The organism is Marimonas lutisalis (assembly GCF_005434965.1).
Taxonomy (GTDB): Bacteria; Pseudomonadota; Alphaproteobacteria; order Rhodobacterales; family Rhodobacteraceae; genus Marimonas_A; species Marimonas_A lutisalis.
The window spans coordinates 170,313-196,491 of record NZ_SKCI01000005.1 but is presented as its reverse complement, the minus strand read 5'-3'; the positions used below and the strand labels follow the sequence as shown (position 1 = coordinate 196,491).

Here is a 26,179-nt window from a genome sequence, read left to right as displayed (position 1 = left end):
TCGCCGTGGCTCTGCTTGGTTCCGGGTTTCTGTCTCATCTCCACTCCTTGGTGGTTACGATGTGCCAGAAACCCTCTCTTATCAATTCAGCCTAAACTGTCCCATTGGCGCTGACGTCAGACAATCAGCTACACCCGCGAAGCCACGACTGAGAAACGAAACGCCGCAGACTTCCTTTTTCCGGGCGAGGATGAATATGCCGACCACCGGTATCCAGATGAACAGCTTGCCATGCTTGCAGTAAAGACAAGTTGCAAGGACCGCTGGCGCCAGGTCTTGGCGGAAGCAGACCGTATCCGGACCAAGCATCTGCTCACTCTGGAGCCGGCTATTTCGATAATTCAGACGGCGGAGATGCGGAGCCATGGTCTGCAGCTAGTTCTGCCGGCCTCACTTCACAGCACCTATCAGCCTGATCAGCTTCCCTGGCTTATGGGAGTCGGGGACTTTCTTGAGGTTGTGTGTGAACTGCGGGGATGGCAGGGATTACTGATCTGAAAACGCTAGCGGCCCAGAGCTGCCGCTCAGGACTCGCGACGTTGCGCATGTGAAGCATGCCCAAAGCGGACTTTGCGTTTTCGCATCCAAGTGATGGCGTTTGGGTTAGCATGGCTGCTTCGAAATTGCGTTCCATGTTGCAAACAGCTGTACCATACTGCAAAAAATGGCTCCATCAGAGCAATCGAACCGAGATTAGGACAAAGAATTTTGACACAGGGTAGAGAATTCAAAAGAGAGCTATTTGAACTCTACTTTGTACAGACTTGGCTACAGCGACATGAGCCGAAGATTGAACAGCTGCTTGAACTCGCCCACATGGACGAAGAGCGCGAGCTAGTCCTAGATTTGCTAAAGAACTTTAATTACATCGACGAGGAGCGTCTGCAATTGTTACTAGGTGCAATGGCGGACCGTATTTGCAACGGAATTTCGGTTGCTGAGGACCAGACACAAGTAATTACCACAGCAATCGATAATGAGCCCGACAGCTCTCAAATGTTGCTTCAAATGCTAAAAAATCGTCTGACTGAGAATGGCTTTCCTAGATTTTTGAAGAGATCTAGGGGACATGAAGCAATCAAGTACTGTGTAGAGCGCCCAAACATTGTTATAGTGGAAGAATTTTCTGGCACGGGTGGTACAATTATCGCCCGCGTCAATGATCTGAAGGCCAGAATTCAGGATAAGGCGAATAGCACAGGCGTTGAAATCAACCCTAGAATTGTAGTTTGTTTACTTGCGGCTATGAAAAATGCTTTAGCGGCGATTCAAGCTGAAGGAATTGAAGTCTATTCGGAGTTTGAGATGCCAGCCAGCATCTCGCAACGAATTGACCCTGCTCAAGTAGATCAAAAAAAGAACCTTATGGAAGGTATCGAGGCGCGGCTAGATCGGGCGCGTATGACACCTTTTCCGTCCCTTGGGTATGGGCAGGCTGAATCGTTATTCTTTCTTCAGAACGGTAACCCACCCAACAATAATTTCCCGGTTTTTTGGTGGAAGCACTTGGCAAACGGTGATGCTTTCGTCCCGCTGTTAGAAAGGGATGAACCGAACTATGACTATTAAGCTTTCCTCAGAGTATGCTCGTATGCTTATCCGCGTGGCACGCGCCGAAAACGGTGTTGACGTGACTACTCTGATGCACTCTTTCCGGCAAACCCCCGCCGTGGTCGCCCACTTCAGTAGAAAGTTGGCTGCCGAGGGTCTCCTGACAATCGAAAAGTTTAAAATACGTGCAACTCGAGACGGCAGAGATGCAGCGGCTCGCCTTGCAGTCGAGCAATTTTCACGGAAGTCGAAGGTATGGCGGCAGGTACCGAGCGAGCGACGCAAGCACAGCCTAGGCCCCTTCACGCCTTATCTACCGAGGCGATCCGAGGTAGACCCTGCGTTGTTTGAGCAGGCTGGACTTGAGAATGAGTAGGATGGTATCAAAAGACAAGGCTGGCGCTCGGCTAGTGTTTCGAAGCGAAGTCGCTTCGGCAGCTAAGGCTGAGTTTAACCTCCAGCAGGGAGATTCGAACTCGTTCCGACTTCGCATCTCCCTGCGGGCAGCGGGTTCATCTTCTTTGAATCTGAATCCGCGCCATAACGACATCTTGCAGTCGCAAGATGTCGTTATGGAGCGTCTTCCAGACGGAAGTGGGAAGTAGTAGTCGTGCGCCGGCCAACATATCGCACAGGGAACCATCTAGCCGCCTGGCGGGACCTCTTCGATGATTATGGTATCAGCGAAGATATTTCAGCGACTTACATGGCCTATGTGGAACCGCTTGTGCGAAACCGCGTACCGGTCATTTTTGGTTTCAAGAGCTTGTCTGATTTGCTGGGTATCGAAGAAAGCACCTTATCCTCAATAATTAACTCTAGTTCATCGTTTTATCGAAGCTTCAAGATCCCCAAGCGGTCAGGAGGCCGCCGGCAAATAGATGCTCCCTATCCGTCATTGCTTCATTGTCAGCGTTGGATTGCGCAAACGATACTACCTTCATGCAAAGTCAGCAGCGTAGCTCACGCATATTTGCCCGAACGCTCTATCCTAACCAATGCGCGAGTGCATTGCGGGGCGCAATTCTTGCTAAAGATGGACTTCAAGGATTTTTTCCCTTCAATTTCAGAACGGCGTCTCGTGGGGCTATTTTCATCGCTAGGATATTCAACGCTGGTTTCCGTCTATCTTGCGAAGATTTGTACACTGAAGGGCGCGACACCACAGGGAAGTCCGGCCAGCCCTATGCTATCAAATGTCGTTGCGCGCCGCTTTGACCTTAGGCTCGTAGGTTATGCTAGATCACGGGGACTGAAGTACACGCGATACGCAGATGATATCGCTATTTCTGGAGAAATGGATGCTGATGAGGTTCAAAGTTTCGTAACAACTTGCGCAGTCTCAGAGGGCTTCAGGATAAATCACAAGAAAACCCGGTATGTTGAGTCTGGGCAAAAGATGGTCGTCACCGGCCTCGATATCTCCACCGGCACCCCAAGACCAACTAGAAAGTTCCGGCGTGAGGTAGAGAAGGATGTTTTCTATATTTGGCGTTATGGTGTGGCGGGGCACGTAAACGCCGAGAAGATCTACGACCCGAGCTATATTTTGAGACTGAAGGGTAAGCTTGATTTTTGGGCGCAGATCGAGCCGGACCACCCTCGTCTTGTCCGGTGCCGTGAAAGGTTTCTGTCTGCTGCGCCTGACTACTTGCCTTTGTAAAAATTCAGACTTTCGCTGTGGTCTTTATTGTGGATCGAAAAAGCTACACGACGGCCTAAAATCCTTGCGTCGCCCTTTCGTTGCGTATGGATAATCATCAGGGCTGTAGCTACGTTATTGATGGTTTTGCTCCGCGGTAGGGATCAAAACTACAAACAATTGAAGAACTGTCATTTACTCCCAATCTGATCGCCAGTGTCCGCTTTTGCCCGCATGGCACGGTTCGCTTGCAATCGCAGCGAACGACCGGTTCCCGCCGTTTTCACGTGTTTCCCATTTGCAGAAAGATTCATTCTAATTTGCACTTCTAGCTGGACTTCTGCTGCTACCAGAGCGGTACTGTCTCCAGAGACGCATCCCCTTGTTCGTCACCCTCTGCCCGGATTGCCGGGCCTTGCTCGGTAGCAGGAGCAGAAAGTTCCTGACGCTGAGCAAAGGAGACAACGATGACGACGGCAAAACCCGCCCAGTGCAAAGCAAGTGCAACAGCAAAACCCGAAACAAAACGGATCACCAAGAAAGCCCAACTGATCCGGATGCTGAGGGCCAAGACAGGTGCGGACATCGCCGCGGTCAGCAGGAAACTTGACTGGAAGAACCATACGACACGCGCCGCGCTAACCGGATTGCGCAAGGCCGGCTACAATATAGCGGCTGAGAAGCCAGTAGATGGGAAGCCGACACGCTACAGGATCACGGCTGAGCCAAGCGCTGAACTTTCAGCGCAAGCCGGGGCACCGTCTGATGCCAGGTAAGCCAAATCCCGAGAGGAACCGGGTCCAGCAGCGATGGGAGGAAGTCTTCGGGTCTCCGCCTCCGCCGTATCTGTCGGTCGGGTTCATGGAAAACGCACTGGCCTACGATGTGCAGTGTAGGGCGCATGGCAGATTGCCGACGGCTTTGAAGAGAGCGTTGCGGGCTATCGCAGACGGGCGGTCGGTCGCGGAGACGTCAAAGGGCAGGCTGCGCCCGGGTGCGCATCTCGTGCGGGAGTGGAACGGGCGGACCTACCAGGTCGAGGTTTTGGCCGAGGGCTACCGCATGGACGGGAGGACGTGGGCCTCGCTCTCGGCGATCGCGAAGCACATCACCGGCACAACCTGGTCTGGTCCTCGGTTCTTCGGGTTGGGCGCCAAGGGGAATAATCTTCGAATTTTGGATCAGAAAGTAGAAGGAAAAGCGAAAAAAGGGCGACAGGTAAGCAAGAAATGATGAAGAAACTTCGCTGCGCGATCTATACCCGCAAGAGCTCGGAAGACGGTCTGGAGCAGGAGTTCAACTCGCTCGATGCCCAGCGGGAGGCCTGTGCTGCCTATGTCGCCAGCCAGAAGCACGAAGGCTGGGTGCTGCTGCCTGAGTTCTATGACGATGGTGGCCTGTCTGGCGGATCATTGGAACGCCCGGCGCTGCAACGCCTGCTGGATGCGGTGCGACAGGGCCAGGTGGACCAGATCGTGGTCTACAAGATCGACCGGCTGACGCGGTCACTGGCGGACTTCTCGAAGATCGTCGATATCCTCGACGCAGCCGAGGCCTCCTTCGTCTCGGTCACCCAATCCTTCAACACAGCAACGAGCATGGGGCGGCTGACGCTCAACATGCTGCTTTCCTTTGCCCAGTTCGAACGCGAGGTGACGGCCGAGCGCATCCGGGACAAGATCGCCGCCTCCAAGCGCAAGGGGCTCTGGATGGGAGGCTCTGTTCCTATGGGGTACGACCCGGATGGCCGGACGCTGAAGATTAACGAACCGGAAGCTGAGACAATCAGAACCCTCTACGATCTCTACGAACACCTGGGCACGGTGCGGGCGGTCAAGGACGAGGTGGACCAGCGCAAGCTGCGCAGCCGGCGCAGAACGTCGGCCAATGGGAAGGTAACCGGCGGCGGTGTCTTCGACCGCGGTCATGTCCATCACATACTGACCAACCCGATTTATGCCGGGCGTATCCGCCACAAGGGAAAGGTCTTCGAGGGGCAGCATGAGGCCATCATCGACCCGGACCGCTGGGATAGGGTGCAGAAGAGACTGCGAGCCTGCGCTGCCCGCAGCCGGTCCAAAGCTTCTGCGAAACGCATAAGTCTGCTCTGCGGCAAGCTCTTCGACGAAACCGGAGATCGCCTGACGCCCTCGCATTCGAAGACAAAAAGCGGTGTTCGGTTGCGCTACTACATCTCGCATCGGCTGGTTGCGCAGAGTGGTCAACCGCATCCTGACGCCTGGCGGCTGCCAGCGGAAGAGCTAGAACGGAAGGTTGCTGAACTCGTCCGGTCGGTTCTGTCAGACAGTAGCTTCGCAGTCCGACTTGTTCCGGGTGCGTCTGCCGATGCGATTGGCAAACACGCGAAGGCCATAAAACCTCAGGCTGCCGAGGCCGACGGTCCCGCTTTGCTGGACCTGGTGGACAAGATCAACATTGCGCCCGGTTACATGAGGCTTCGCCTCGATGCGTCGACGCTCGCAGAGATGATCAACGCCGATCCGGACGACCTGGACGATGGCATCCTTCTCCACAACATGCCCTTCCAGCTTCGCAAGCGGGGCGTGGAAACCAAGATCATCCTCACCGATGTTCAGGCCGACACAGACGAAACCCTGATCCGAAACATCGCCAGAGCGCATATCTGGTTCGAGCGGATCAAGGCGGGTGAAACCTTCTCGGAAATCGCCAACAAAGAAGACACCTCCAAGCGTCGTATCCAGCACCTGATCGGCCTTGCCTTCCTGGCGCCGGACATTGTGCGGGATGTTCTGGATGGCAAGCAGCCTGTCGGCTTCACCACCGAGTGGTGCCTGCGCCATGACCTGCCATCGGACTGGGCAAAACAACGCCTACTCTTGAAGACTCTCTGATCCCCTCTTGCTCAACCTCGTATGGCGAAAACGGCCCGCGCAGACTTCTGCAGATTTGAGAGCTATTCGTGGGGCTAATCAGAGTCTGCGTAGGCGCACCTGCCGCGCAACCCTCTGAAATTGCGCCACTAAGCGGAGAGCACCTTGCATGGTCTCGATTTGGGGAAGTGTGTGGCTGGGGTGGTAGGATTCGAACCTACGATACACGGTACCAAAAACCGCTGCCTTACCACTTGGCTACACCCCAACGGTGGCGTGCTAATTACGCAGGATCGCGGTGGCATGCAAGCCCGCTGTTGAAAAAATTTCTACTCTTCCGCGGCGCCGTCGCGGTTGAGCAGATCCTCGTGTTTCATGGCCTCGCGTTCCTGCTCGACGATCTCGGCCAGTTCCTGTTCGGCATTGGCATTGACGCTGAAAGCCGGGGCGGAGTCGGGAGCGGTGGCGGCAATGGGTGCGGCGGGCGTTTCGAGGTCGCCAGTCAGCACGCGATAGGTGGGTTCGGGCATTTCGATGCCGACCGCCTCGAAGCTGGCGAGAACCTGGCGGATCGCTTCGCTGCGCGCCTGCAGGATCGAGGTTTCGCGCTGGTCGATCCATGCGGTGACGCGCAGGCCGATATCGGAGCCGCCCAGTTCGGTCAGCCAGACGTTCACGGCGGGGCTGTCGAGCACGAAGGGCAGGGCGTTCGTCGTGTCATGTGCGAGCGTAAGCGCCTGTGCCAGATCGGTGCCGTAGGCCACGCCCAGATCGAACTGGAACCGCCGTTCGGGGTTTCGGGAATAGTTTAGGATGCGGCTTTTGAAGACCGTTGAATTGGGAATGCGCACGTGGTTGCCATCCCAGTTGAGCAGAATGGTGGCGCGGCTGGTCAGGCGGATGACTTTGCCTTCGTCGCCGCCGATCTCGATCGCGTCGTTGGGGCGGAAGGGCTGGCGGATCGAGAGCATGATCGAGGCGATGAAGTTTTCGACCGTGTCGCGCACGGCAAAACCGATGGCGAGCCCGACGATCCCCGCCGCGCCGAGGATGGTAGAGAGAAGCGCCGTTGCATCAAGGATATCAAGCGCGACGACCATCCCGGCGATGATCGCGGCAAGGCGGATAAGTTGCCGGTAGATATCGGCGATGAAGCTGTTGGGGGCAAGCCTGTCCCAGGGGCGTTTGCGGCGGGCGATGAAGAAGCCGAGAACCACAACCAGAAGGAAGGCCAGCATCGCGACCGACAAAAGCGGCAAATAGGCGATGAACTGTTTCAGCCGGTCGCTGAAGCGCTGCATCGCGGGATTGAGCCGCTCGACCACATCGGTGGTTTCGACCACCTTGTTCTGGATCGTGACCACGCCTTCGACCCGGCCCGCGATTTCGTTGAGTCGCGCGGCCGAGGCATTGTCGAGCGTGGTGCCGCGCAGAGTGACGATGCCCGAGGACACGGTCACGGTGACATCCTCGTAGCCGCCAAGCTCGGACAGGATATCGCGGATGCGCACGGCGATGGCGGCATCCTGTGTGGCGCTGTCTTCTACCGTGATCGTGCCGGTCGGCTGATCCTCGGTCTGGGCCCGAACGGGGGCCGAAAGAATCGCCAGGGCGGCGATGAAGCTCAGGAATAGACGAAACATGTTAAAATTTGGCTAATGGTTTCACTATTCCCGAACGATAGCCACGGTCGGGGTCGGCTGGAAAGGGTCAATCGCGGATTTCGTCAGGCTTGACGCCCCAGAGCGCGGATTTGGGGGCCCAGCCGCGATAGCCTCCGGCGGTCAGTTTGCACCAGTCGGGCGTGCATTCGCCCAGGCGCGCGATCACCCCCAGTTCGAGGCGGGCATTGACCTGCGCCTCGGGTTCGGGCTGCATCTTGAGATCGAGCATGTCCTGCTCGACGATCACGGTGCGCACGCCCGAGAGAAGCGAGTAATGCACCCAGCCGCCAGCGCCTTCGCGGTCACGCACGCGTCGCCAGTGGCCGTGCTCGGCGGTGACCTCCACCGGCATGTCCTTGCGCTGGAACACCCAGTCAATGCGATGGGTGAGCGACGGGCCGCGCCGCACGTTGCATTCGTCTGTCTTGATCGAAACGAAGCGCGGAATCGGAAGGTTGGTGACCGCGCCGCGCGCGTCGCTGGCTGCCGCGCCGGTGGCCAGCATTGCTGAAAGAAACAACGAGATAAGGAGCCTGCGCATGGGTCCTGCCCGAATTGCCCGATGAATTCGCACGAGGTTCTTGTGCCTCGGCTGACTATCGGTCACTTTGCCAGTAACGCGCACGGTTTGAAAGCGATGGGAGGACGAGCATGCCAACTGGACGCCTGAGTGTTGTCGTTACGCGACGCTTGCCCGAGGCGGTCGAGACCCGGATGAAGGAACTCTTCGACGTGAGGCTGCGCGAGGACGATACGCCGATGAGCCGGGCGGAGCTGGCCGAGGCGATGGAAAACGCCGACGTGCTGGTGCCGGCGATCACCGACGAAATCGACGCCAACCTTTTGGCGCGAGCGGGCAACCGGTTGAAACTGATCGCGAATTATGGCTCAGGTGTGGACCATATCGACGTGGCCAGCGCCCGCCAGCGCGGCATCCTGGTGTCGAACACGCCGGGCGTTTCGGCCGATGATACGGCGGACATGACAATGGCGTTGATGCTGGCGGTGAAGCGGCGGATTCCGGAGGGGCTGGCGCGGATGCAGGCGGGTGAATGGGCCGGCTGGGCGCCGACCGCGCTGTTGGGCAGCCGGGTGCATGGCAAGCGGCTGGGCATCCTGGGCATGGGCCGGGTGGGCCAGGCCGTGGCGCGGCGCGCGCAGGCCTTTGGCATGCAGATCCACTATCACAACCGCCGCCGGCTGCGCGAGGAAATCGAGGCGCAGTACGAGGCCACCTACTGGGAAAGCCTTGACCAGATGGTGGCGCGCATGGACGTGATCAGCATCAACTGTCCGCATACTCCCAGCACCTTTCACCTGATGAATGCCAGGCGGCTGAAATTGCTGAAGAAAGACGCGGTGATCGTCAACACCTCGCGGGGCGAGGTGATCGACGAGAACGCGCTGACACGGATGCTGGAAGCCGATGAGATCGGCGGCGCCGGCCTGGATGTCTACGAGCATGGCAGCGAGGTGAATCCGAAGCTGCGCGAGTTGCCCAATGTCGTCCTGTTGCCGCATATGGCCAGCGCCACGCATGAAGGCCGGATGGAGATGGGCGAGAAGGTCATCATCAATATCAAGACCTTCGATGACGGCCACCGCCCGCCTGATCTGGTGGTTCCATCGATGCTGTGAGGGGGCGGGGTTAACGCCACCGCACGGTCGAAATCCGGGAGGGTGACATGCGTGCACCGCCCGGCTGACATCCGGCTGCCGCCGGAAAACGCATTTCTTGACGCCGGATTAACTTAATACAGCGCGCGCTGTTGCCGTTCCGCAGCGATCTGATGCGGGTTAGCGAATTGCGCGAGTGGCGAAATTCGCGCAAGCTGTCGCCGGGGATGAAAACAGACACAGGGAAGGGCGATGCCATGGCGTGGATGAAACGGCTGATCCGGGCCGGCATTCTGTTGCTGGCTGCAACACATGCTTCGGCACAGCAGACCACCGACAGCGTGACGCCCGAAGCGGCGACGCCGCTGGGGGCCGCGGCGCTGGGCGCGCAGGTCGACGCGGCGTTGGCAGCCAAGCAGGCCGGCCAGCCGGTCGAGGCGCGGCACTGGATGGTGGCGGCCGCAAACCCCTACGCGGTGACGGCAGGGGCCGAGGTGCTGGCGGCGGGCGGCACGGCGGCGGACGCGATGGTGGCCGTGCAAGCGGTGCTGGGCCTGGTCGAGCCGCAAAGCTCGGGTCTGGGGGGCGGCGCCTTCCTTGTCTGGTATGATGGCGCGAGCGGGACGATCACCACGCTGGACGGGCGCGAGACCGCGCCACTGGCGGCGGGGCCGACGCTGTTTCTGGACGGGACCGGCAAGCCGCTGAAGTTTTTCGACGCGGTCGTCGGCGGGCGTTCGGTCGGTGTGCCGGGGACGCCGGCGCTGATGCAGGCGGCGCATGCGAAATGGGGCCGGTCGGACTGGGCCGGGCTGTTTGCACAGGCGATACGGCTGGCCGAGGAGGGCTTTACAGTGTCGCCGCGGCTGGCGACGCTGGTGGCCGCCGACAGCATGCGGCTGTCGAAGGACCCGGAGGCGCGCGCCTATTTCCTGCCGGGTGGCCTGCCGGTTGCCGAGGGGCATTCACTGCGCAACCCGGCCTATGCCGAGACGTTGCGCGCCATCGCGGGGCAGGGGGCGCGGCGGTTCTATTCCGGAAAGCTGGCCCAGGCGATCGTGGAGAAGGTACGCGGCATCGAGGACAATCCCGGCCTTCTGAGCGAAATCGACATGAGCCTTTATCAGGTGCGCGAGCGTGAGGCGGTCTGCGTGCCCTATCGCGGGCACGAGGTGTGCGGCATGGGCCCGCCCAGTTCCGGCGGGCTGACCGTGGGGCAGATCCTGGGGCTGTTACAGCCCTACGACTTGGCCGCGCTGGGCCCCGGGAGCGCCGAGGCCTGGCGGCTGATCGGCGATGCCAGCCGGTTGGCCTTTGCCGACCGGGGGCGCTACATGGCCGACAGCGATTACGTGCCGGTGCCGGTGAAGGGGCTGGTGGCGCCGGATTATCTGGCCCGGCGCGCGGCGCTGCTGCAGGGGGGCGAGGCGCTGGCAGAGGTGGCGCCGGGCGCGCCCGAGTTCGACCACGCGCTGAACTGGGCCGATGACGACGCGATCGAGCTGCCGTCGACCTCGCATATCTCGATCGTCGATCAGTATGGCAACGCGTTGTCGATGACGACGACGATTGAAAACGCTTTTGGATCGCGGGTGATGGTGGGGGGGTTTCTGCTGAACAACGAGTTGACTGATTTCTCGTTCCGCAGCCACCGCGACGGCGTGCCGGTGGCCAACCGGGTGGAGCCCGGCAAGAGGCCGCGTTCGTCCATGGCGCCGACCATCGTTCTGCGCGATGGCAGGCCGGTGCTGGTGCTGGGCAGCCCCGGGGGCAGCCGGATCATCGGTTATGTTGCCAAGACGATCATCGCCCACCTGGATTGGGGGATGGACGTGCAGGCGGCGGTGGCCCTGCCGCACCTGGTGAACCGGTTCGGTGCCTATGACATCGAAACCGGCACGGAGGCGACCGCGCTGGAGGCGCCGCTGAAAGCCCTGGGATACGAGGTGAAGGCGCGTGCGCTCAACTCGGGCCTGCATGCGATTGCGCTGGGCCAGGGGTTGAAGGGCGGCGCGGACCCGCGGCGCGAGGGGATTGCGCTGGGGCACTGAGCGCGCGGGCAAAACGCCCAGAAATTGCCCCGTTTCATCCCAAGATTGAACAACGCCTTCGGCTAGTACTTTGCCGGTAACAGGCAAGGTACCGGGAGTTGTTCGATGTTGTTCGGCCCAATTTTACCCACGGGGCGCAATGCGTCCTACATCGTGCTGACGATGGTGTTTTTCGCGATCCAGTTGTTCGTGCTCTATTTCATGATCAACGGAGGCGAGCGCGGCTTGTTCTCGATGGGGAAAGGCAGCGACATGCTGGGCCGGCCGACCCTGTCGAGCCATCTGCCGCCGTCGCTGCCGGGCTGGCACAAGCGGGGATACCTGCCGTCGGACGGAGAGGCGATCACCGCCGCGGCGGAAGGCCGCGGGATCGAGGCGCGGCTGGCCATGGGCGAGGATACCGAGCAGTTCCGCCTGTATGAAAAGGCCGGCATCAACGGAGCTTCGGCAGTCTATGTCCAGGGTGATCAGCGGATTGCCATCGGCCTGATGCGCGACCCCGCGCCAACGCCGCCCTGGGTGGACCAGACCGCCCATGAGGCGGATTTCGGGGCCAAGCTGGAGGCGCTGAAGCGCGGCGAGGTGGTCGCCATCGTGCATGGCCTGGCATTTCAGCGCCGCGGCGCGGCGGGTGCCGAGCTGGGCTATGACCGCTATGTGGCGCGGCTGGGCCATGACCTGGCGGTGGACGTGATCGCCAACGCGCCGCAGATCGTTGTCGAACAGCTGCTGGGCCAGATCGACGGTGCGGCACTTGCGACGCAGCTGACCGAACCGAGCGAGGCGCTGCGGCCCGACCTGGGCGTGGTTCTGCATCACCGGCCGGACACGTGGCCCGAGAAATGGCCCGAGGCAAAGCCGGCGGACTGGTCGGAAACCGCCTCGGAGACCTGAGGCGGAACCGGGAGGCGGGGCGCATTGCCCGCCAAAATGCCGCCCGGGGTTCAAATTTCCGCCCTATTTTCGCGTGAAAGTGGTGGCGCAACCGCACCGGGATCCGGACCGGGACCAGAGTGCGAAACGGAAATTGAGGCACGGCCCGAGCGGTCGGCAGGGTAAAGTTGAAGCGGAGTAACCGAGATGAACTACTTTGCATTTGGATTTGTGGGCGTGGTCGCCGTTGTCGGGCTGGGCGTGGATTACCAGCAGCAATCGGCGAAATCGGGTCTGCCGCTGGGCCAGATGAGCCTGGAACAGTACGTCGACACCTACGAGGCGCGGTTCCTGGGCGCCAAGGCCGAGAAGGAAGCCGAGAAGCGCGAGCGCGACCGCCAGGTGGCGTGGAAACAGGGCGGCATCCAGTACCTGCCCGAGGCGCCCGAGGGCTGGACCCGGCGGAAATACTCGGAAGGCGACAACACGCCGATCATGTTCGAGGGCAACGTCTATTACGAAATGCTGGCCAAGAATGGCGGGGCGAAATCGCTGGCCGAGAATTTCAAGGCGAAAAGCGCCGCCGAGGCCGCGGCCGAAACCGACAAGCATTCCTATGTCTATGAACGCGGCAACGAGGCGGTGTTCGTCAGCGTGAATACCAAGAACAAGGTCAATGATGACGCGTTCGGCAGCATGATTGGCCTGGCGATGGGCGGGTTGAACCGGGCCAACCCGAATGCGGTCCTGGGCTACCATGTGGTGGGCGGTGTCGGCTTTGTCGAACTGCCGGTTGCCGCCAGTTTCATGGAACAGATGGCCGCGATGAAGGACGAGGATTACAAGCCCTCCCATGGGTTCAACCGGGCGCATTTCCGCCGCCTTGTGGGCAGCGTGGGCTTCAATCAGGAAGTTTCGGTGACGGTGCATGCCAACGCCTCGACCGACTCCACGCTGGAAGTTCTGAGCGCGATCGACTGGGACGGGCTGAACAACATGCTGTCGACGCCGATGGCGCTGGTTGGCAATGACGTGGTTCTTCCTGCGGACATGGAGCATGAGAAGATCGCCAAGGCGCAGTTTGCCCTGCGCGCGGAGTTCAACGATCTGCGCTCGAAAGTGGCGGATTTCAAGCTGCGCAACACCAATGACGCGGCGCTGGTGATGAACCTCTATTCCAAGGGCAGCGTTGACGTGACCGGTGGGCAGGTGCCCGACCTGTCGGCCCTGGTCGAGGCGGCGTTCCGCAAGGAAATGCGCGACCTGATGGCCGGCCGACCGTCGACAAACGAATACGAGCGCATCCTGAGCATGATCGAGGAACGCCCGGAAGAAGAGCGCGACACGCCCGAGGGCGAGATGAGCGAAGAGCTGAAGAAAGAGCTTTACGGCTATAACGCGGACCAACCGGTCGAAAACGGTCTGCCCGCCACGCGCGAGGCCTCGGCCACGCCGGAAACGGGAGGCGCGGCGTCCGATCCCACGCGCATGATCGTCGGGATTGACAAGGCACAGCTTGAAGCCTGGCGGGCCGACCCGACGAACGGCTTCAAGGAGTTGCTGGCGCATGTGGCCGAGATCGAACGCTCGCAGGGCCTGAACCCCGGCGCCTGCCGCCCGGTCAAGAACCGCCCCCAGATCACCTGTGACCTGACCAATCGCAAGGCCGCCAGCGCCGAGCCGGAGAAATCCGGTGGCTTCATGGGTGCGCTGTCGGGGCTGCTGGGTGGCGGCGGTGCCAAGCCGAAAGCCGAGACCCGCGGCGAGGCGCAGGTCGTGGTGCGCAATGGCCAGGGCAAGGCCGGCGTGGGCACCAAGGCGGGCAACTGCAGCTATGAAGGCGCGATCAAGCGCTGCAGCATCGGCAACTGACCCGTCGCAAAAACGCAAAAACAGCGGCCCGCGCCCCGGCGCGGGTCGTTTTTTTGTGATCAGCGGTCGGATGAACGATGCGGGGCACCCCGGGATTGCGCCATATGGGTGGCAATTGCATTCCCCGGGGAGTCGGAGACATGAAAACCCAAGTCAAAGCACTGGTTGTCGGCGGCGGTGCCGTCGGCACGTCGATTGCCTATCACCTGGCCCGCGCGGGCTGGGACGATGTCATGCTGATCGAGCGGGACGAGCTGACCTCCGGCTCGACCTGGCACGCGGCGGGCCTTCTGCCGCTTTTCAACATGTCCTACGCGACAACCCATATCCACCAGTATTCGGTTGAGTTCTACAAGACGCTGGAAGAGGAAACCGGGCTGAACCCGGGCTTTTTCATCGTCGGCAACCTGCGCATGGCGCAGACGCAGGACCGGATGGACGAATACATGCTCTATGCCTCGACCGCGGAAACCTGCGGCGTGCCCTATGAGTGGATGACCCCGGCACAGATCAAGGACCGCTGGCCGCTGGTCAATGTCGAGGACCTGAAAGGCGCGATCTATCACCCGACCGACGGCTATATCAACCCGGCTGACGTGACCATGGCGATGGCCAAGGGCGCGCGCCAGCGCGGTGTCGCGATCGAGCGCAAGTGGCAGGCCGACGGGTTCGAGTGGAAGGGCGACCATTGGGACGTGACCCTGACCAAGATGGTCGAGAAGGGCGGCAATCTGGTGCCCGGCGACGAGCAGGTGGTGGTCAGCGCCGAGCACGTGGTTACCGCCAGCGGCAACCACGCGCAGCGCACCGCGAAGCTCCTGGGTATCAAGATGCCGGCCATCCCGGTCGAGCACCAGTTCATCGTCACCGAGCCCGACCCCGAGCTGGTCGCCTATCGCAAGGCGGGCGGCGAAGAGCACCCGGTGCTGCGCGATGCCGATGCCAAGTGGTACGTGCGCGAGGAGCGCGGCGGCTGGATCCTGGGCCCCTATGAACGCAATGCGCCGGCGCGCTTTGCCTATGGCGTGCCGGATTCGTTCCGCGCCGACCTTTTCCCGCTGGACCTGGAGCGGATCGAAGAGGAATACATGTCGATGATCCACCGGATTCCCAGCACGGAAACCGTGGGTCTGAAGGACGATTTCAACGGGCCGATCTGCTACACGCCCGATGGCAACCCGCTGGTGGGCCCGGCGCCGGGGCTGCGCAACATGTGGCTGGCCGAAGGGTTCAGTTTCGGGATCACCGCGGCAGGCGGCACCGGCTATTACCTGGCGCAGATGATGGTCGAGGGCGAGGCCGAGATCGACATGGCGAGCCTGGATCCCAAGCGCTATTCCCAGCACTGGATGACCACGGATTACGCGGTGAAGAAGAACGAGGAGTGCTATGAGCACGTCTATATCCTTCACCACCCGGACGAAGAGCGGGGGGCCGCCCGCCCGCTGCGCACCGCGCCCGCCTATGACCGGCAGAAGGCCAAGGGCGCGCAGTTCGGCCAGGTGAACGGCTGGGAGCGGCCCAACTATTACGGACCGCTGGATGCGCCCGAGACGTTCGACCATGACGCGCGCAGTTTCCGCAGGGGCGGCTGGTGGCAATACGCCAAGGCAGAGGCCGAGGCGATCCGCAACGGCGTCGGCCTGATCGACGCCACGGCCTTTACCAAGCACGTGGTGAAGGGGCCGGGCGCGACGGCGTTCCTGGATTGGTTCACCTGCAACAAGCTGCCGCGCGTGGGCCGGATCAACCTGACCTATGCGCTGACCAGCGCGGGCACGACACGCACGGAATATACCATCGTGCGCCGGGGTGAGGACGAATATTACCTCGTCTCGGCCGGGGCCTGGAGCGAGTATGACGCCGATTACCTGAAGAAGGCGGCTGCCGACAAGGCGGGCGAGTTCGGCTATATCGAGATCCAGGACGTGACGAGCCAGTGGGGCGTTTTCGCCGTTGCCGGGCCGAAATCGCGCGATCTTCTGAAAGAGGTGATCCGCGATGCCGAGCCCGACACCGCGCTGTCGAACAAGCAGTTCCCGTGGCTGAGCGCGCGCGATATCGAGCTGGGCATGTGCCCGGTGCGCGCGATCCGCGTCGCTTATACCGGCGAGCTGGGCTGGGAGCTGCATCACCCGATCGAGATGCAGAGCTACCTGTGGGATCTGCTGACCGAGGCCGGTGAAAAGCACGGGCTGAAGCTGGTGGGCGCGCGGGCGCAGAACTGGCTGCGGCAGGAGAAATCCTATCGCGCCTTCGGCACCGAGCTGGGCCGCGACGCGACGCCCGCCGAGGCCGACCTGCCGCGTTTCATCGACCTTGAGAAGGAGTTTCACGGCAAGGATGCGATGGTGGCCAAGGGCATCCGCAGCAAATGCGTGACGCTGCTGATTGACGGGCCCGAGGATGCCGATCCGTGGGGCCGCGAGGCGCTCTATGATGGCGACACCCGCGTGGGCCGCCTGACGAGCGGGGGTTATTCGGTGGTCTTCGGCAAATCCATCGGCATGGGCTATGTCACGCCCGATCTGGCGCAGGTGGGCCAGAAGCTGAAGGTGAAGATGCAGGACAAGCTGTGGGATGCCGAGATCGTCGAGGACAGCCCTTATGATCCCACCAACGCCAATATCCGCGTGGACGGGTAACGCAACAGGCCGGGGGTGACCCCGGCCTTTGTTTTTTCGACGGAGGGTGCCGGATGCCGGCCATTGCGATACTGGTGGCGGCCTGCCTTGCCTGGCTGATCCTGTTCCAGCTGCTGCTGGCGCTGGGCGCGCCGCTGGGGCACATGGCCTGGGGCGGGGCGCACAGGGTGCTGCCCATGCCGCTGCGGCTGGCCTCGGGGATGAGCGCGGGGGTGTTATGCGTGGCGCTCGCGGCTGTGGGGCAGGCCGGGGGCTGGATCAGCTGGCTGGCGCCGGGGGTGATGCGCCTGGCGCTGGGCGGGTTCGCCGTGCTTTTCGCGCTGAGCCTTCTGGGCAACCTGACCAGCCAGAGCCGCGCCGAGCGCCGCCACGGCGTGCCTTTGGCCGCCGTGCTGAGCGCCGGGTTCGCGGCGCTGGCCGTGCTGGCCTAGGCCGCCGATGACGCGCGGGCCGGGTGCACCCGGCCGTTTCGCTCAATACACCTGAATCGATTCGATCTGGTTGTCCCACTCGGGCGAAAGCACGGGTTTTGACGAGGTGATATCGGCCGCGTCGTTGATATCGAAGGCCGGGTTCCTGCTGATGCGGATGCGGGCCCCGCCCATGAGTTCGATCGAGGAGGCGCGGCCGCGCGCCGCGTGGGGCACGCTGTAGGTGCCCGGCGTGAAGCACATGTATTCCCCGGTATAGTTCGGCCCGTCGAACACGCAGACCTCTTTCTTCTGTGTCTGGGTGCTGATGTAGACCCGGAAGGAGGATACCCGGTTGTTGAAATAGGGACCGAGTTGTTTTTCACTGGCCGTCAATATCCGGCAATAGTGGGCCAAATAGGCGTTGTCGCACAGCTGCACCCGGGCTGCACCGTGCAGCCGTATCGAGCTGATGTTGTTGTCGAAGCCTGCGGGCATCGTGTCGTAGGTGCCCAGGGTGCGGCAGAACTGCGCGCCGGTAAAGTCGGCGCCTTCGAAGAAACAGGCCCGGTCGGCGGCCTCTGCGACGCTGTCGCCGCAGACAACGCGAAAGCGCGGTCCGTCTGCGTCGAGCGCGAGTTCGTAACGGCAGTTCGGATCCGACGGGCCGGTCTGGTCGGCGGCAGTCAGGTATTTGGAACTGACCCAGCCATCGGGGCCCGTGCGTTGGATAAAGCACCAGAGGTCGTCACGGCATTCGGTCAGCTGTCCGACTTCGTCGGGCGACATGGTGTCGATCACGGCATGATCCGTGCCCGGGCCCGAGCGGACATTGAGCCAGGTCGTGGCGCGGGCATCTGTGGCGGAGGCCGCAAGCGCGGTGGCGAGAGAGAGGCAGGCCGCCGTGAGGGCGGACAACAGCAGGCGTGAGAGGGTCATCTGCATTCCCTTGTGGACATGTGGAGCGCGCCGGCGCGCGGCCGCCCGGATTGACGTGCAGATGAAGTATCCCCCTAAACGGGCGCGATTGCTTTGTCTTATGTCAACGGTCCGGGGTGACGTTTTGCGCCCGGCTGGCGGGGTGCTTGGCGCGACAGCGCAGCCGCTCAAGCTCACGGCCAAGCCGCAGGCGGGCGCGGGCCAGCCCCACAAGCTTGCCGGCAAGCATGGCGAGCACCACCACGCCGAGCGTCAGCCCGGTGCGGGCGAGCGTGGCCATTTGCACGGTTCCCATCCAGACCAGCGCGGCGGGCAGAAGCCCGGCCAGAAGGCCGATCGCGCCCTCGGTGCAGCCGCAGGGGGCGGCCAGGCGGGCAAGGCGCGCCTCGGTCAGGGCGCGGTCCTCTTCGCTCAGGCCGGGCAGGTCGAGCCGGATGCGGAAGGGCGGGCGCGGCGGGCGGCGCAACCGGTCGAGGTCGGCCGCCCGGCGGATGTGGATATCGGCGGTTGCCATCGCCGTCAGCCCGCTAAGATCAGCCGGTAGAGCACGTAGCCCAAGGCGACGATGGCCGCGGCGACGCCCAGCCCGAAGAGCGGGTGCATGCAGCCGCCTTTGAGGCCCGGGCGGTGAACGTGTTCGGGCTTTTCCTCGCCCTTCTGCGGTTTCTTGTCATACACGATCCAGCGCATGGAAATACTCCTTTCCGTCAAAGATAGGTGACATGGCGCGAGGTACGTATCACGCTGATCTGCCAGTTGGTCAGCGTCAGCGATGCCGGCGGCAGGCCGGTCACCGAGGCGGCCATCAGGTTCGTGGCGCCGTTGTTGTGGCCCAAGAGGAAGGCATGGCCGAACTCATGCGCCAGTGTCGCCGGGTCGACGCCGCTTTCGATGGCGACCCAGTTGGTGGTGCCGGCGAAGGAACAGCCGATCGTGCTGCTGCCGCCGCCATCGGGGGCCACGTTGTTGACGGCAAAGCCGATCAGCTCCCCTCCGTAACCGATGACATTGCGCCAGTTGCTTTCGAATTTGCAGATGCGGCTGACGAATTCGAACCACGAGCCCTTGAGCCACCAGTCCTCGAAGAACCCGCCGACATCGCAATTGACCACGATGGAGCCGCCCGGCGGCGAAATTTCGGTCTGGCAGAAGCCGGTAAAGCGCGCGTCGATGTTGCAGGTGCGGTCATAGATGTCGATCACCGCGTCGATCTGCGGTTGCAGCGCGGCCTCGGTGGTCAGTGGCGTGCCGCCGATCACCGGGATGACCACGCCGAAATAGAATTTCTTTCGCGGGCGGATGCCCACGAGGCTGCCCAGGAGGTCGAGCACCCCGACGATGCGCCAGAAGATCTCGACCAGCCAGTTCAGTACGGTGCGGATGATCCCGCCGATGATCGGGATCGACAGGATCAGCCCGACGATGAAGCCGATCACGTCGAGGATCACGTTGACGACAGTGCAGACCACCCGCACCACCCATTTGCCGACGGTGACGGTGACCCAGCGGATCACCTTGACCGTGACCCAGACCAGCCAGCACACCAGTTTGTTCAGGCAGAGCATCCACCAGTTGCAGGGCTCTTCCCGGCAGCGTTCCTCCTGCCGGTCCTCCCATTCCTCGATGGGTTGCTCGATCTCTTCCTCGATCCATTCATGAATTTCGCGACAACTGCGTCCCATGGGCGCCCCCTTTTTTGAAAATTGCTGTTCGAAACAATGCACATGGCCCCTGATCGCGTCGGAAATACAGGTGACGCGCGAAGCCGATGAATGCACTCTATCAGAAATTGCGCCGAATTGCGGGTCAGGTATCCATTACCCGGCTCTCCGGCGGGGATATGCCTAGACGCGGCGCCGCGCCAGCCAGGCGGCCCAGGTCTCGGCGCCGCCATTGAAGGCGTTGAGATCGGTATCGCCGGCAATCCCGTCGACGCGTCCGGTGGCGCTGTATTGCCAGAACTGCCAGCGCTGGCCGGGATAGACCTGCGCGGGCGTTTCGGCGGTGGCGCGCAGCCAGAATTCCTCGCCCCTGAGCTGGCCGATGCCGGTATCCTCGTAAAATCCGGGCGTGGTGTAGATGATCGGGCGCTGGCCGTAATGGCGCTCCAGCGCGTCGAGGAAGATCCGCGCCTCGCGCCGCACGATCCGGCCCTCGGGGCGCTTGGTGCAGGTGGGCGAAAACGGGTTCCATTCCATGTCGAGCACCGGCGGCAGCATGCCGCGCGATCGCGGCACGTTGCGGATGAACCAGCGCGCCTGCACCGCCGCGGGGGTGCAGAAATAGAAGAAGTGATAGGCGCCCCGGGCGATGCCCGCGCGGCCCGCGCCGCGCCAGTGCTCCTTGAATTTCGGGTCCAGCATGTCGCCGCCCTCGGTCGCCTTGATGAAGGCGAAATTCACGCCGGCGGCGCGCGCGGCGCGCCAGTCGACCGCCTCCTGGAAGCGGGCGACGTCGATGCCGTGGACGGCAAAGCTTTGCGGGGCGGGGGCGGCGAAGGCCACCGGATCGGCATCGCCGAAACGCGGCGGATTGAGCGCGGGCAGGCGCACCGCGGCGCCCGAGGTGGCCGGGATGGGCTGTCGGTCGGCGCTGCCGCAGGCGCTCAGCGCCAGCATCGGCAGGCCCAGCGCAATGGCGCGGCGCGTGACATTCGGCATATGCGTGGTCCCTCGGTCCGGTTTGGGATCAGCCTGCCCGCTGCCATGCCAAGCCGCAAGGTCCCTGCGCGGGGCCACGCGTTTTCGGCGGTCAGTTGCCGCGGCGGCCGAAATCCTGCGCCGTGACGGTGCCATCGCCGTTGCGGTCGATGACCGCATACCAGGCGGGCACGGCTTGCATGAACTCCTCCCGCGTGACCTGCCCGTCGCCATCGGCATCGGTGACCTCGCGCAGCATGCAGTTGGCGGGGTTGTGCCTATTGCCGGGGCCGCCTCCGCTGCCGCCGATGCCGTGGTCGCGCATGTCATTGGCGCGCGCCTCGTCGAAGAGATCATGCTCCTCGGGCGACAGCACCCCGTCTTCGTCGGCATCGAAGGCGGCAAAGACATCGCCGCGCCGCTCGGTCGCCTCGGCCAGGCTCACCTGGCCGTCGCCGTCCAGGTCCCAGGCATCAATGAAATGTGCGCCAGGAGTGCCCTGTTGGGCGAGGGCCAACGTGGCGGTCAGGGCCAGCGCGCCGGCGATAGGGAAAAGGCGGATCATGTCAGGCTCCACATGCTGAATTTCGCATATGATACGCATGGGCCATGCCGTTCCGTCGCGCCAGCGGCCAAATCGCCGCGCCCGCCCGCTCAGGCAGGTTTGCGCGCGGCGAAAAGCAGGTTGTTGGCGGGCATTTCGACCACATGCGCCATGTCGAGCCAGGCCGATTGCAGCCAGTCGATCACGTCCCAATCGTCCTTGTAGCCGATCTCGGGATCCTGGGCCTGAAGCGAGGCATGAAAGCGCGCGTCGCCTTCTGACGTGGTCTCGCCATCGCGCAGGAAGGGGCCGTAGAGTATCAGCATCCCGCCCGGGGCCAGCGCCTGCGCGGCCTCGGCGATGAGGGTCTTCGCCTCGGGTCCGGAAATGAGGTGCAGGAGATTCACCAGCACGATCAGGTCGTGGCCCGCCTGTGCCGCGCCCCAGCCCGGGGCGGTGGCATCAAGCGCGATTGCCGGGGCGAGGTTGGGCAGGCCGGCCTCGGCCACGTAGGCGTCGATACTGGCGCGGCGGGCAGGGTCGAGATCGGAGGGCTGCCAGCTGACCCCCGGCAGGGCACGGGCGAGCGCCACGGCGTGCTGGCCGGTGCCGCTGGCCAGTTCCAGCGCGCGGCCGGTTTGCGGGCCGAGGTCGGCCACGGCAGCGCAGATCGCATCGCAATTACGCTCGGCCGAAGGGGCAAAGAGTTTTTCGCCCTCGGCGGCATTGGCGATCGAGGCGCTGTCGGGCAGGTTCAGACGGCGGGGCATGGGCAGTGCTCCTGGGGCTCTTTCTTGGCAAAAATACTCAAAATCCCGTCCGCGCCTCAAGCGAAACGGGCAGGCGAGAGCGCGGCGACGAGATCGGGATCGAGCGCGGGCGCGCGCCCGAGGATATGATCGGCGACCAGCTGGCTGGCCGCCGGCGCGGTCTGGAAGCCGTATCCGCCCTGGCCGGCGCTGAGATAGAGCGCGGGATGATGCGGTGAGCGGCCCAGCACCAGCTTGCGGTCGGGCGCGAAGGTTCTCAGGCCCGCCCAGTTGGCGGTGACGCGGGTGACGGGTTCGCTCACCATCTCCTCGTAGCGCGCCAGCCCTTCGGCCAGCACCATGTCATCGGCCCAGGCGTCCTGGGGCGCCATCGGCTCTTCCTCGGCGGGCGAGACGATCAGCTGGCCGGCATCGGGTTTCGCATACCAGGTTTCGCCGGTGCCGAAGAACATCGGCCAGCCCGACACGTCATGTCCGCCCGGGGCCGGAATGCGCGCCATCGAGCGGCGGCAGGGGGTGAAGCTGATGCGCGGCAGCCCGGCCATTTCCAGCACGGTGTCGGCCCAGGGCCCGGCGGCGTTGAGCAGCAGCCCAGCGCTGTGTTGCACCCCGCCCGCGGTCACCTGCCACGCGCCATCATACGCAATCGCGTTGACCGGCGATTTCAGGTGGATCGTGCCGCCATTGGCGCGGATTTCGCGGGCGAAATCCTGGATCATGCGGTCGGTGTCGATGTCATGCGCGCCGCTGCCGTGGCCGGCAAAGGCCACGGTGCCGGGGTTGATGATGGGCACCAGGGCGCGGGCCTCGTCCACGGTGATCTCGGCCAGGTCCATCGCGGCGCAGTCTTTCTCGAAGGCGGCGCGCTCATCGGCCCGAGCGAGGAAAAGCACGCCGCGCGGGCTGCAATAGCGTGCCTCGCCGCCAAGGTAGAATTCGGAACTGGCGAGGCTGAGCGCGACGGTGGTGGGCGATCCGTAATGCGGCTCGAACAGCGCGGCCGAGCGGCCCGAGGCATGATAGGCCAGCGCCTCTTCGGCTTCGAGCACAGTGACGTGCATATGGGGCGCAAGGCGGGCGCCGGCGGAAAGCCCGGCGATGCCGCCGCCGATAATGACGATGTCGCTCATCGGTCCTCGATCCGGTCGGTTGCGGGCGGCGGCGTGGGCGCAAGCGCCGCGAGGCGGGCATAGAGCGCGTCGTCCATCGCGAAGTCGATCGCGGCGAGCGAGGGGGCAAGCTGTTCGGCCGAGCGGGCGGACAGGATCGGCATTGGCCCCGCGGGGTGGCGCGCGGCCCAGGCGGCGGCGAGCGTGGCGGGATGCACGCCCAGTTCTGTCGCGATCTGTTTCAGCCCCTGTGCGGCCTCGTGCATGAAGGCAGGCGCGTAGCGCGCGGCATAGCGGTCATCCTCGGTCAGGCGACCACCTTCGCCGGCGGCGTATTTACCGGTCAGAAGCCCGCCGCCCAGCGGCGAATAGGGCGCGCAGGCGATGCCTTCGCTGGCGCACATCGGCAGCAGCTCGACCTCGGCTTGGCGTTTCACCAGGTTATACATGGGCTGGATGATATCGACGCGGTGGCCGAGGCTGCTCAGGTGGCACTCGGCTTTCATCACCTGCCAGGCGGCGAAGTTCGACAGGCCGATATAGCGGATCTGTCCGGCGTCCTTCAGTGCGGCCAGCACATCGAGCTGGTCCGCCAGCGGCGTTTCGATGTCATAGCGGTGCAGGTAAAGGATATCGATCACGTCCATGCCCAGCCGCTGGCGCGACATGTCGAAATCGGCGCGCAGTTTCTCGGGCGGGGTGCCATCGGCATAGCCCACCTTGGTCGCGATGATCAGGCTGTCGCGCCGGTCGGCGGCCAGCTGGCCGAGGATCTTCTCGGAGTTGCCCTGGTTGTAGATATGGGCGGTGTCTAAATGGGTGATCCCGGCGCCGAGGGCGGCCTCGAACATCGCGGCCGAGGCGGAGGCGTCGGCCTTGCCGCCAAACTGCATCGTGCCGAAGGCAAAGCGGGAAACCGGGGTTCCGTCGGGAGAAGTCAGTGTGCTCATGCGCGCGAGCCTGCCACGGCCGCGCGGCGAGGGGAAGGGGCGATACGCAACCGCCCCTTCCGCGGGCTCAGGCCATTTCCGACGCGGCCGCCTGGTCGGTGACCACGTATTGGCAGGCGCCACAGGCGGTCGCGCCGCGCTCGGAAAACCAGCGGCAATCGGCGCGGATCACGCAGGGCTGCAGCGGGGTTTCGGGCAGGCCGCCCTGGGCCTCGACCGCGGCGAGCACCTTGCGCACCACGCCGCATCCGTCGCCCGTCCACTGGGCGCAGCCGGTTTTCTGGCAGGGCGCGGCAAAGCGCATGCGCGCCTCGGGCGGGCCGTGGGCGCGGGCGGTTTCGACGAAACCGTCATCGACCTGCATGGCCGTGCGCGTGTAGCGCAGCCGCCCGTCGCCCCCCATCTGGCCCAACAGCGTCGCGCCGGGCGCGCAGGGTGCCGACGGGCAGGTGAGATCGGGTGGTTGGCTCACCGGATCTTGCCCATCACGTCGCCGAGCTGTTTTTCGACCTGGATGATATCGTCGATCTTGTGCCGCAGGATGAGGCCGAGCCATTCATGCGGGAAACGGATGGCGAAGGGCTGCTCGACGATCCGGCCGGCGCCCGAGGCGGCGACATGGCCCAGGGCCACCTTCTGAAGTTCGGCCGAAAGCTCCATTTCCGCCTCGCGGCTGAGTTCGACATCACCGAGATCAATTACAAATCGTGCCATTGGATAATCCTTTCTATTATTGAAAAAACTTGTGAAAAAAGCACCTTTTCACGGGTGCCAGGTTAGCAGATTCGCGCTTAAATTGTTACGGTAGCACAGGTCGGGTATTCCGGACCTGAGCGAGGATCGGCTCATCTGCCGGCGAATTTCGGCCGACAGAATGGAAAAGGCCCGGGTCAAACCCGGGCCTTTTCGCTTGTCGCTGGTGTGTCGCGCTTACTGCGGGATCTCGCCTTCGATGCCTTCGACATAGAAGTTCATACCGGCGAGCGTGCCGTCATCGGCGGTCTGCCCGTCGGCCAGCCAGTCGCTGCCGTCCTGCTTTTTCAGCGGGCCGGTGAAAGGGTGGTAGTCGCCATTGGCGATCGCGTCTTTCAGCGCCAGCGCGTCGGCCTTCACCTCGGCCGGCACGACGTCGGAGATCTCGCCGATGCCGACCATGCCCGGGCCGATGCCGTCCCAGGTGGAGGTGCTTTTCCAGGTGCCGTCCATCACGGCTTGGGTGCGGGCGATGTAATAGGGGGCCCAGTTGTCGATGATCGAGCTGATGCGCGGCATCGGTGCGAACTCGGCCATGTCCGAGGCCTGGCCGAAGGTGTAGACGTTGCCCGCGCCCACGGCCGCGGCCTGCGGCGCGGTCGAGTCGGTGTGCTGCAGGATCACGTCGGCGCCCTGTTCGATCAGAACCTTGGCGGCGTCGGCCTCTTTCGCCGGGTCGAACCAGGTATAGGCCCAGACGATTTTGAACTGCACGTCCGGGTTGACCTTCTTGGCGTGGATATAGGCGCTGTTGATGCCGCGGATGACTTCCGGGATCGGGAAGGACGCGATGTAGCCGATGATGTTCGATTCGGTCATGTGGCCGGCGATGGTGCCCTGGATGGCGCGGCCTTCGTAGAACCGGGCCGAGTAGACCGAGACGTTCTGCGCGGTCTTGTAGCCGGTGGCGTGCTCGAACTTCACGTCCGGGAATTTCTTGGCCACGTTGATCGTCGGGTCCATATAGCCGAAGGACGTGGTGAAGATCAGGTCGGCGCCCTGCAGGGCCATCTGGGTGATGACGCGCTCGGCATCGGCGCCTTCGGGCACGTTCTCGACATAGGTGGTTTCGACCTTGTCGCCGAAATGCGCCTCGACGGCCTTGCGGCCCTGATCGTGTTCGTAGGTCCAGCCACCGTCGCCGACAGGGCCGACATAGACGAAGCCGACCTTGGTCTTGTCCTGGGCCATTGCCGTGGTGGCGAAGCCCAGGGCAAGCGCGGTGGCGGCGCCTTTGAGCATTGCGCGTTTGGTGAATTTCATGAGGAACATACTCCCTGTTTTACAAGTTGGCAGCG

General features: G+C 63.0%; 26 protein-coding genes and 1 tRNA gene. 12 read left to right on the top strand and 15 right to left on the bottom strand.

The annotated features are described in order from the left end of the window. The first annotated feature begins 123 nt into the window (after positions 1-123). The 6 genes from E0501_RS19395 to E0501_RS19370 all read left to right on the top strand — a co-directional run bounded on the left by E0501_RS19395 (position 124) and on the right by E0501_RS19370 (position 6,066). Positions 124-498, top strand: coding sequence for a type II restriction endonuclease (locus E0501_RS19395; protein ID WP_137703075.1), 375 nt, complete (start codon positions 124-126; stop codon positions 496-498). Positions 499-816: 318 nt separating this feature from the next. After that, entirely contained in the window at positions 817-1,569 is a 753-nt protein-coding gene (locus tag E0501_RS19390; protein ID WP_137703063.1) for a phosphoribosyltransferase-like protein, read from the top strand. A gap of 688 nt (positions 1,570-2,257) precedes the next feature. Continuing rightward, positions 2,258-3,214, top strand: coding sequence for a retron St85 family RNA-directed DNA polymerase (locus tag E0501_RS19385; protein ID WP_137703062.1), 957 nt, complete (start codon positions 2,258-2,260; stop codon positions 3,212-3,214). Between the two features lie 446 nt (positions 3,215-3,660). Then, positions 3,661-3,969: a DUF3489 domain-containing protein gene (locus E0501_RS19380; protein WP_137703061.1), complete on the top strand. Its 309-nt coding sequence runs from the start codon at positions 3,661-3,663 to the stop codon at positions 3,967-3,969. Beyond that, entirely contained in the window at positions 3,884-4,426 is a 543-nt protein-coding gene (locus E0501_RS19375) for a DUF2924 domain-containing protein (protein ID WP_328591486.1), read from the top strand. The genes E0501_RS19380 and E0501_RS19375 overlap by 86 nt, the downstream gene beginning before the upstream one ends. Beyond that, positions 4,423-6,066, top strand: coding sequence for a recombinase family protein (locus tag E0501_RS19370; protein ID WP_235857915.1), 1,644 nt, complete (start codon positions 4,423-4,425; stop codon positions 6,064-6,066). Before E0501_RS19375 ends, E0501_RS19370 begins: the two co-directional genes overlap by 4 nt. Positions 6,067-6,238: 172 nt before the next feature. On the opposite strand, the gene E0501_RS19365 is transcribed toward E0501_RS19370, so the two are convergent. From E0501_RS19365 to E0501_RS19355, 3 genes are all read right to left on the bottom strand, one after another. Further along, positions 6,239-6,313: transfer RNA gene (locus tag E0501_RS19365), tRNA-Gln, on the bottom strand. A gap of 61 nt (positions 6,314-6,374) precedes the next feature. Further along, a complete protein-coding gene (locus E0501_RS19360) occupies positions 6,375-7,688 on the bottom strand; it encodes a mechanosensitive ion channel domain-containing protein (protein WP_137703059.1) in 1,314 nt (437 codons plus the stop codon). Positions 7,689-7,755: 67 nt separating this feature from the next. Continuing rightward, on the bottom strand, positions 7,756-8,214 hold the full coding sequence (locus E0501_RS19355) for an SH3 domain-containing protein (RefSeq protein ID WP_407943469.1): 459 nt from the start codon (positions 8,212-8,214) through the stop codon (positions 7,756-7,758). 146 nt (positions 8,215-8,360) lie between these two features. On the opposite strand from E0501_RS19355, the gene E0501_RS19350 reads away from it, so the two are divergent. From E0501_RS19350 to E0501_RS19325, 6 genes are all read left to right on the top strand, one after another. After that, positions 8,361-9,347, top strand: a complete 987-nt coding sequence (locus E0501_RS19350) for a 2-hydroxyacid dehydrogenase (RefSeq protein ID WP_137703057.1) — start codon at positions 8,361-8,363, stop codon at positions 9,345-9,347. A 245-nt stretch (positions 9,348-9,592) separates the two neighbouring features. Next, positions 9,593-11,377 carry a gamma-glutamyltransferase gene (gene ggt, locus E0501_RS19345; protein ID WP_137703073.1) on the top strand — a complete coding sequence of 595 codons (1,785 nt, stop codon included), beginning with the start codon at positions 9,593-9,595 and terminating at the stop codon, positions 11,375-11,377. 105 nt (positions 11,378-11,482) lie between these two features. Then, entirely contained in the window at positions 11,483-12,271 is a 789-nt protein-coding gene (locus E0501_RS19340; protein ID WP_137703056.1) for a hypothetical protein, read from the top strand. Positions 12,272-12,457: 186 nt separating this feature from the next. Next, positions 12,458-14,122 (top strand): hypothetical protein, encoded by a 1,665-nt coding sequence (locus E0501_RS19335; protein WP_137703055.1) that lies wholly within the window; start codon positions 12,458-12,460, stop codon positions 14,120-14,122. Positions 14,123-14,262: 140 nt separating this feature from the next. Then, positions 14,263-16,767 carry a GcvT family protein gene (locus E0501_RS19330; protein ID WP_137703054.1) on the top strand — a complete coding sequence of 835 codons (2,505 nt, stop codon included), beginning with the start codon at positions 14,263-14,265 and terminating at the stop codon, positions 16,765-16,767. Positions 16,768-16,820: 53 nt separating this feature from the next. Beyond that, entirely contained in the window at positions 16,821-17,198 is a 378-nt protein-coding gene (locus tag E0501_RS19325) for a hypothetical protein (protein WP_137703053.1), read from the top strand. 42 nt (positions 17,199-17,240) lie between these two features. Here E0501_RS19325 and E0501_RS19320 read toward each other — a convergent pair whose 3' ends face one another. The 12 genes from E0501_RS19320 to E0501_RS19270 all read right to left on the bottom strand — a co-directional run bounded on the left by E0501_RS19320 (position 17,241) and on the right by E0501_RS19270 (position 26,144). Beyond that, positions 17,241-18,116 (bottom strand): peptidase inhibitor family I36 protein, encoded by an 876-nt coding sequence (locus tag E0501_RS19320; RefSeq protein WP_161594665.1) that lies wholly within the window; start codon positions 18,114-18,116, stop codon positions 17,241-17,243. A 103-nt stretch (positions 18,117-18,219) separates the two neighbouring features. After that, positions 18,220-18,630 (bottom strand): hypothetical protein, encoded by a 411-nt coding sequence (locus E0501_RS19315; RefSeq protein WP_137703051.1) that lies wholly within the window; start codon positions 18,628-18,630, stop codon positions 18,220-18,222. 5 nt (positions 18,631-18,635) lie between these two features. Further along, positions 18,636-18,806, bottom strand: a complete 171-nt coding sequence (locus E0501_RS21210) for a hypothetical protein (RefSeq protein ID WP_161594664.1) — start codon at positions 18,804-18,806, stop codon at positions 18,636-18,638. A gap of 17 nt (positions 18,807-18,823) precedes the next feature. Continuing rightward, on the bottom strand, positions 18,824-19,798 hold the full coding sequence (locus E0501_RS19310; protein ID WP_137703050.1) for a zinc metalloprotease: 975 nt from the start codon (positions 19,796-19,798) through the stop codon (positions 18,824-18,826). 162 nt (positions 19,799-19,960) lie between these two features. Continuing rightward, positions 19,961-20,776, bottom strand: a complete 816-nt coding sequence (locus E0501_RS19305; protein WP_137703049.1) for a glycoside hydrolase family 25 protein — start codon at positions 20,774-20,776, stop codon at positions 19,961-19,963. A gap of 91 nt (positions 20,777-20,867) precedes the next feature. Next, positions 20,868-21,320 carry an EF-hand domain-containing protein gene (locus tag E0501_RS19300; protein ID WP_137703048.1) on the bottom strand — a complete coding sequence of 151 codons (453 nt, stop codon included), beginning with the start codon at positions 21,318-21,320 and terminating at the stop codon, positions 20,868-20,870. Between the two features lie 89 nt (positions 21,321-21,409). Further along, complete coding sequence (locus tag E0501_RS19295; protein ID WP_137703047.1) at positions 21,410-22,069, bottom strand: DUF938 domain-containing protein; 660 nt, start codon at positions 22,067-22,069, stop codon at positions 21,410-21,412. Between the two features lie 56 nt (positions 22,070-22,125). Further along, the gene (locus E0501_RS19290; protein WP_137703046.1) at positions 22,126-23,199 is read right to left on the bottom strand and encodes an NAD(P)/FAD-dependent oxidoreductase; all 1,074 of its coding nucleotides are present in this window, start codon (positions 23,197-23,199) and stop codon (positions 22,126-22,128) included. Next, positions 23,196-24,128 (bottom strand): aldo/keto reductase, encoded by a 933-nt coding sequence (locus E0501_RS19285; RefSeq protein ID WP_137703045.1) that lies wholly within the window; start codon positions 24,126-24,128, stop codon positions 23,196-23,198. Before E0501_RS19285 ends, E0501_RS19290 begins: the two co-directional genes overlap by 4 nt. A gap of 67 nt (positions 24,129-24,195) precedes the next feature. Further along, positions 24,196-24,600: a hypothetical protein gene (locus tag E0501_RS19280; RefSeq protein ID WP_137703044.1), complete on the bottom strand. Its 405-nt coding sequence runs from the start codon at positions 24,598-24,600 to the stop codon at positions 24,196-24,198. Continuing rightward, complete coding sequence (locus E0501_RS19275) at positions 24,597-24,842, bottom strand: hypothetical protein (protein ID WP_137703043.1); 246 nt, start codon at positions 24,840-24,842, stop codon at positions 24,597-24,599. Before E0501_RS19275 ends, E0501_RS19280 begins: the two co-directional genes overlap by 4 nt. A gap of 216 nt (positions 24,843-25,058) precedes the next feature. After that, positions 25,059-26,144 (bottom strand): BMP family ABC transporter substrate-binding protein, encoded by a 1,086-nt coding sequence (locus E0501_RS19270; RefSeq protein WP_137703042.1) that lies wholly within the window; start codon positions 26,142-26,144, stop codon positions 25,059-25,061. Between the last annotated feature and the right edge of the window lie 35 nt (positions 26,145-26,179).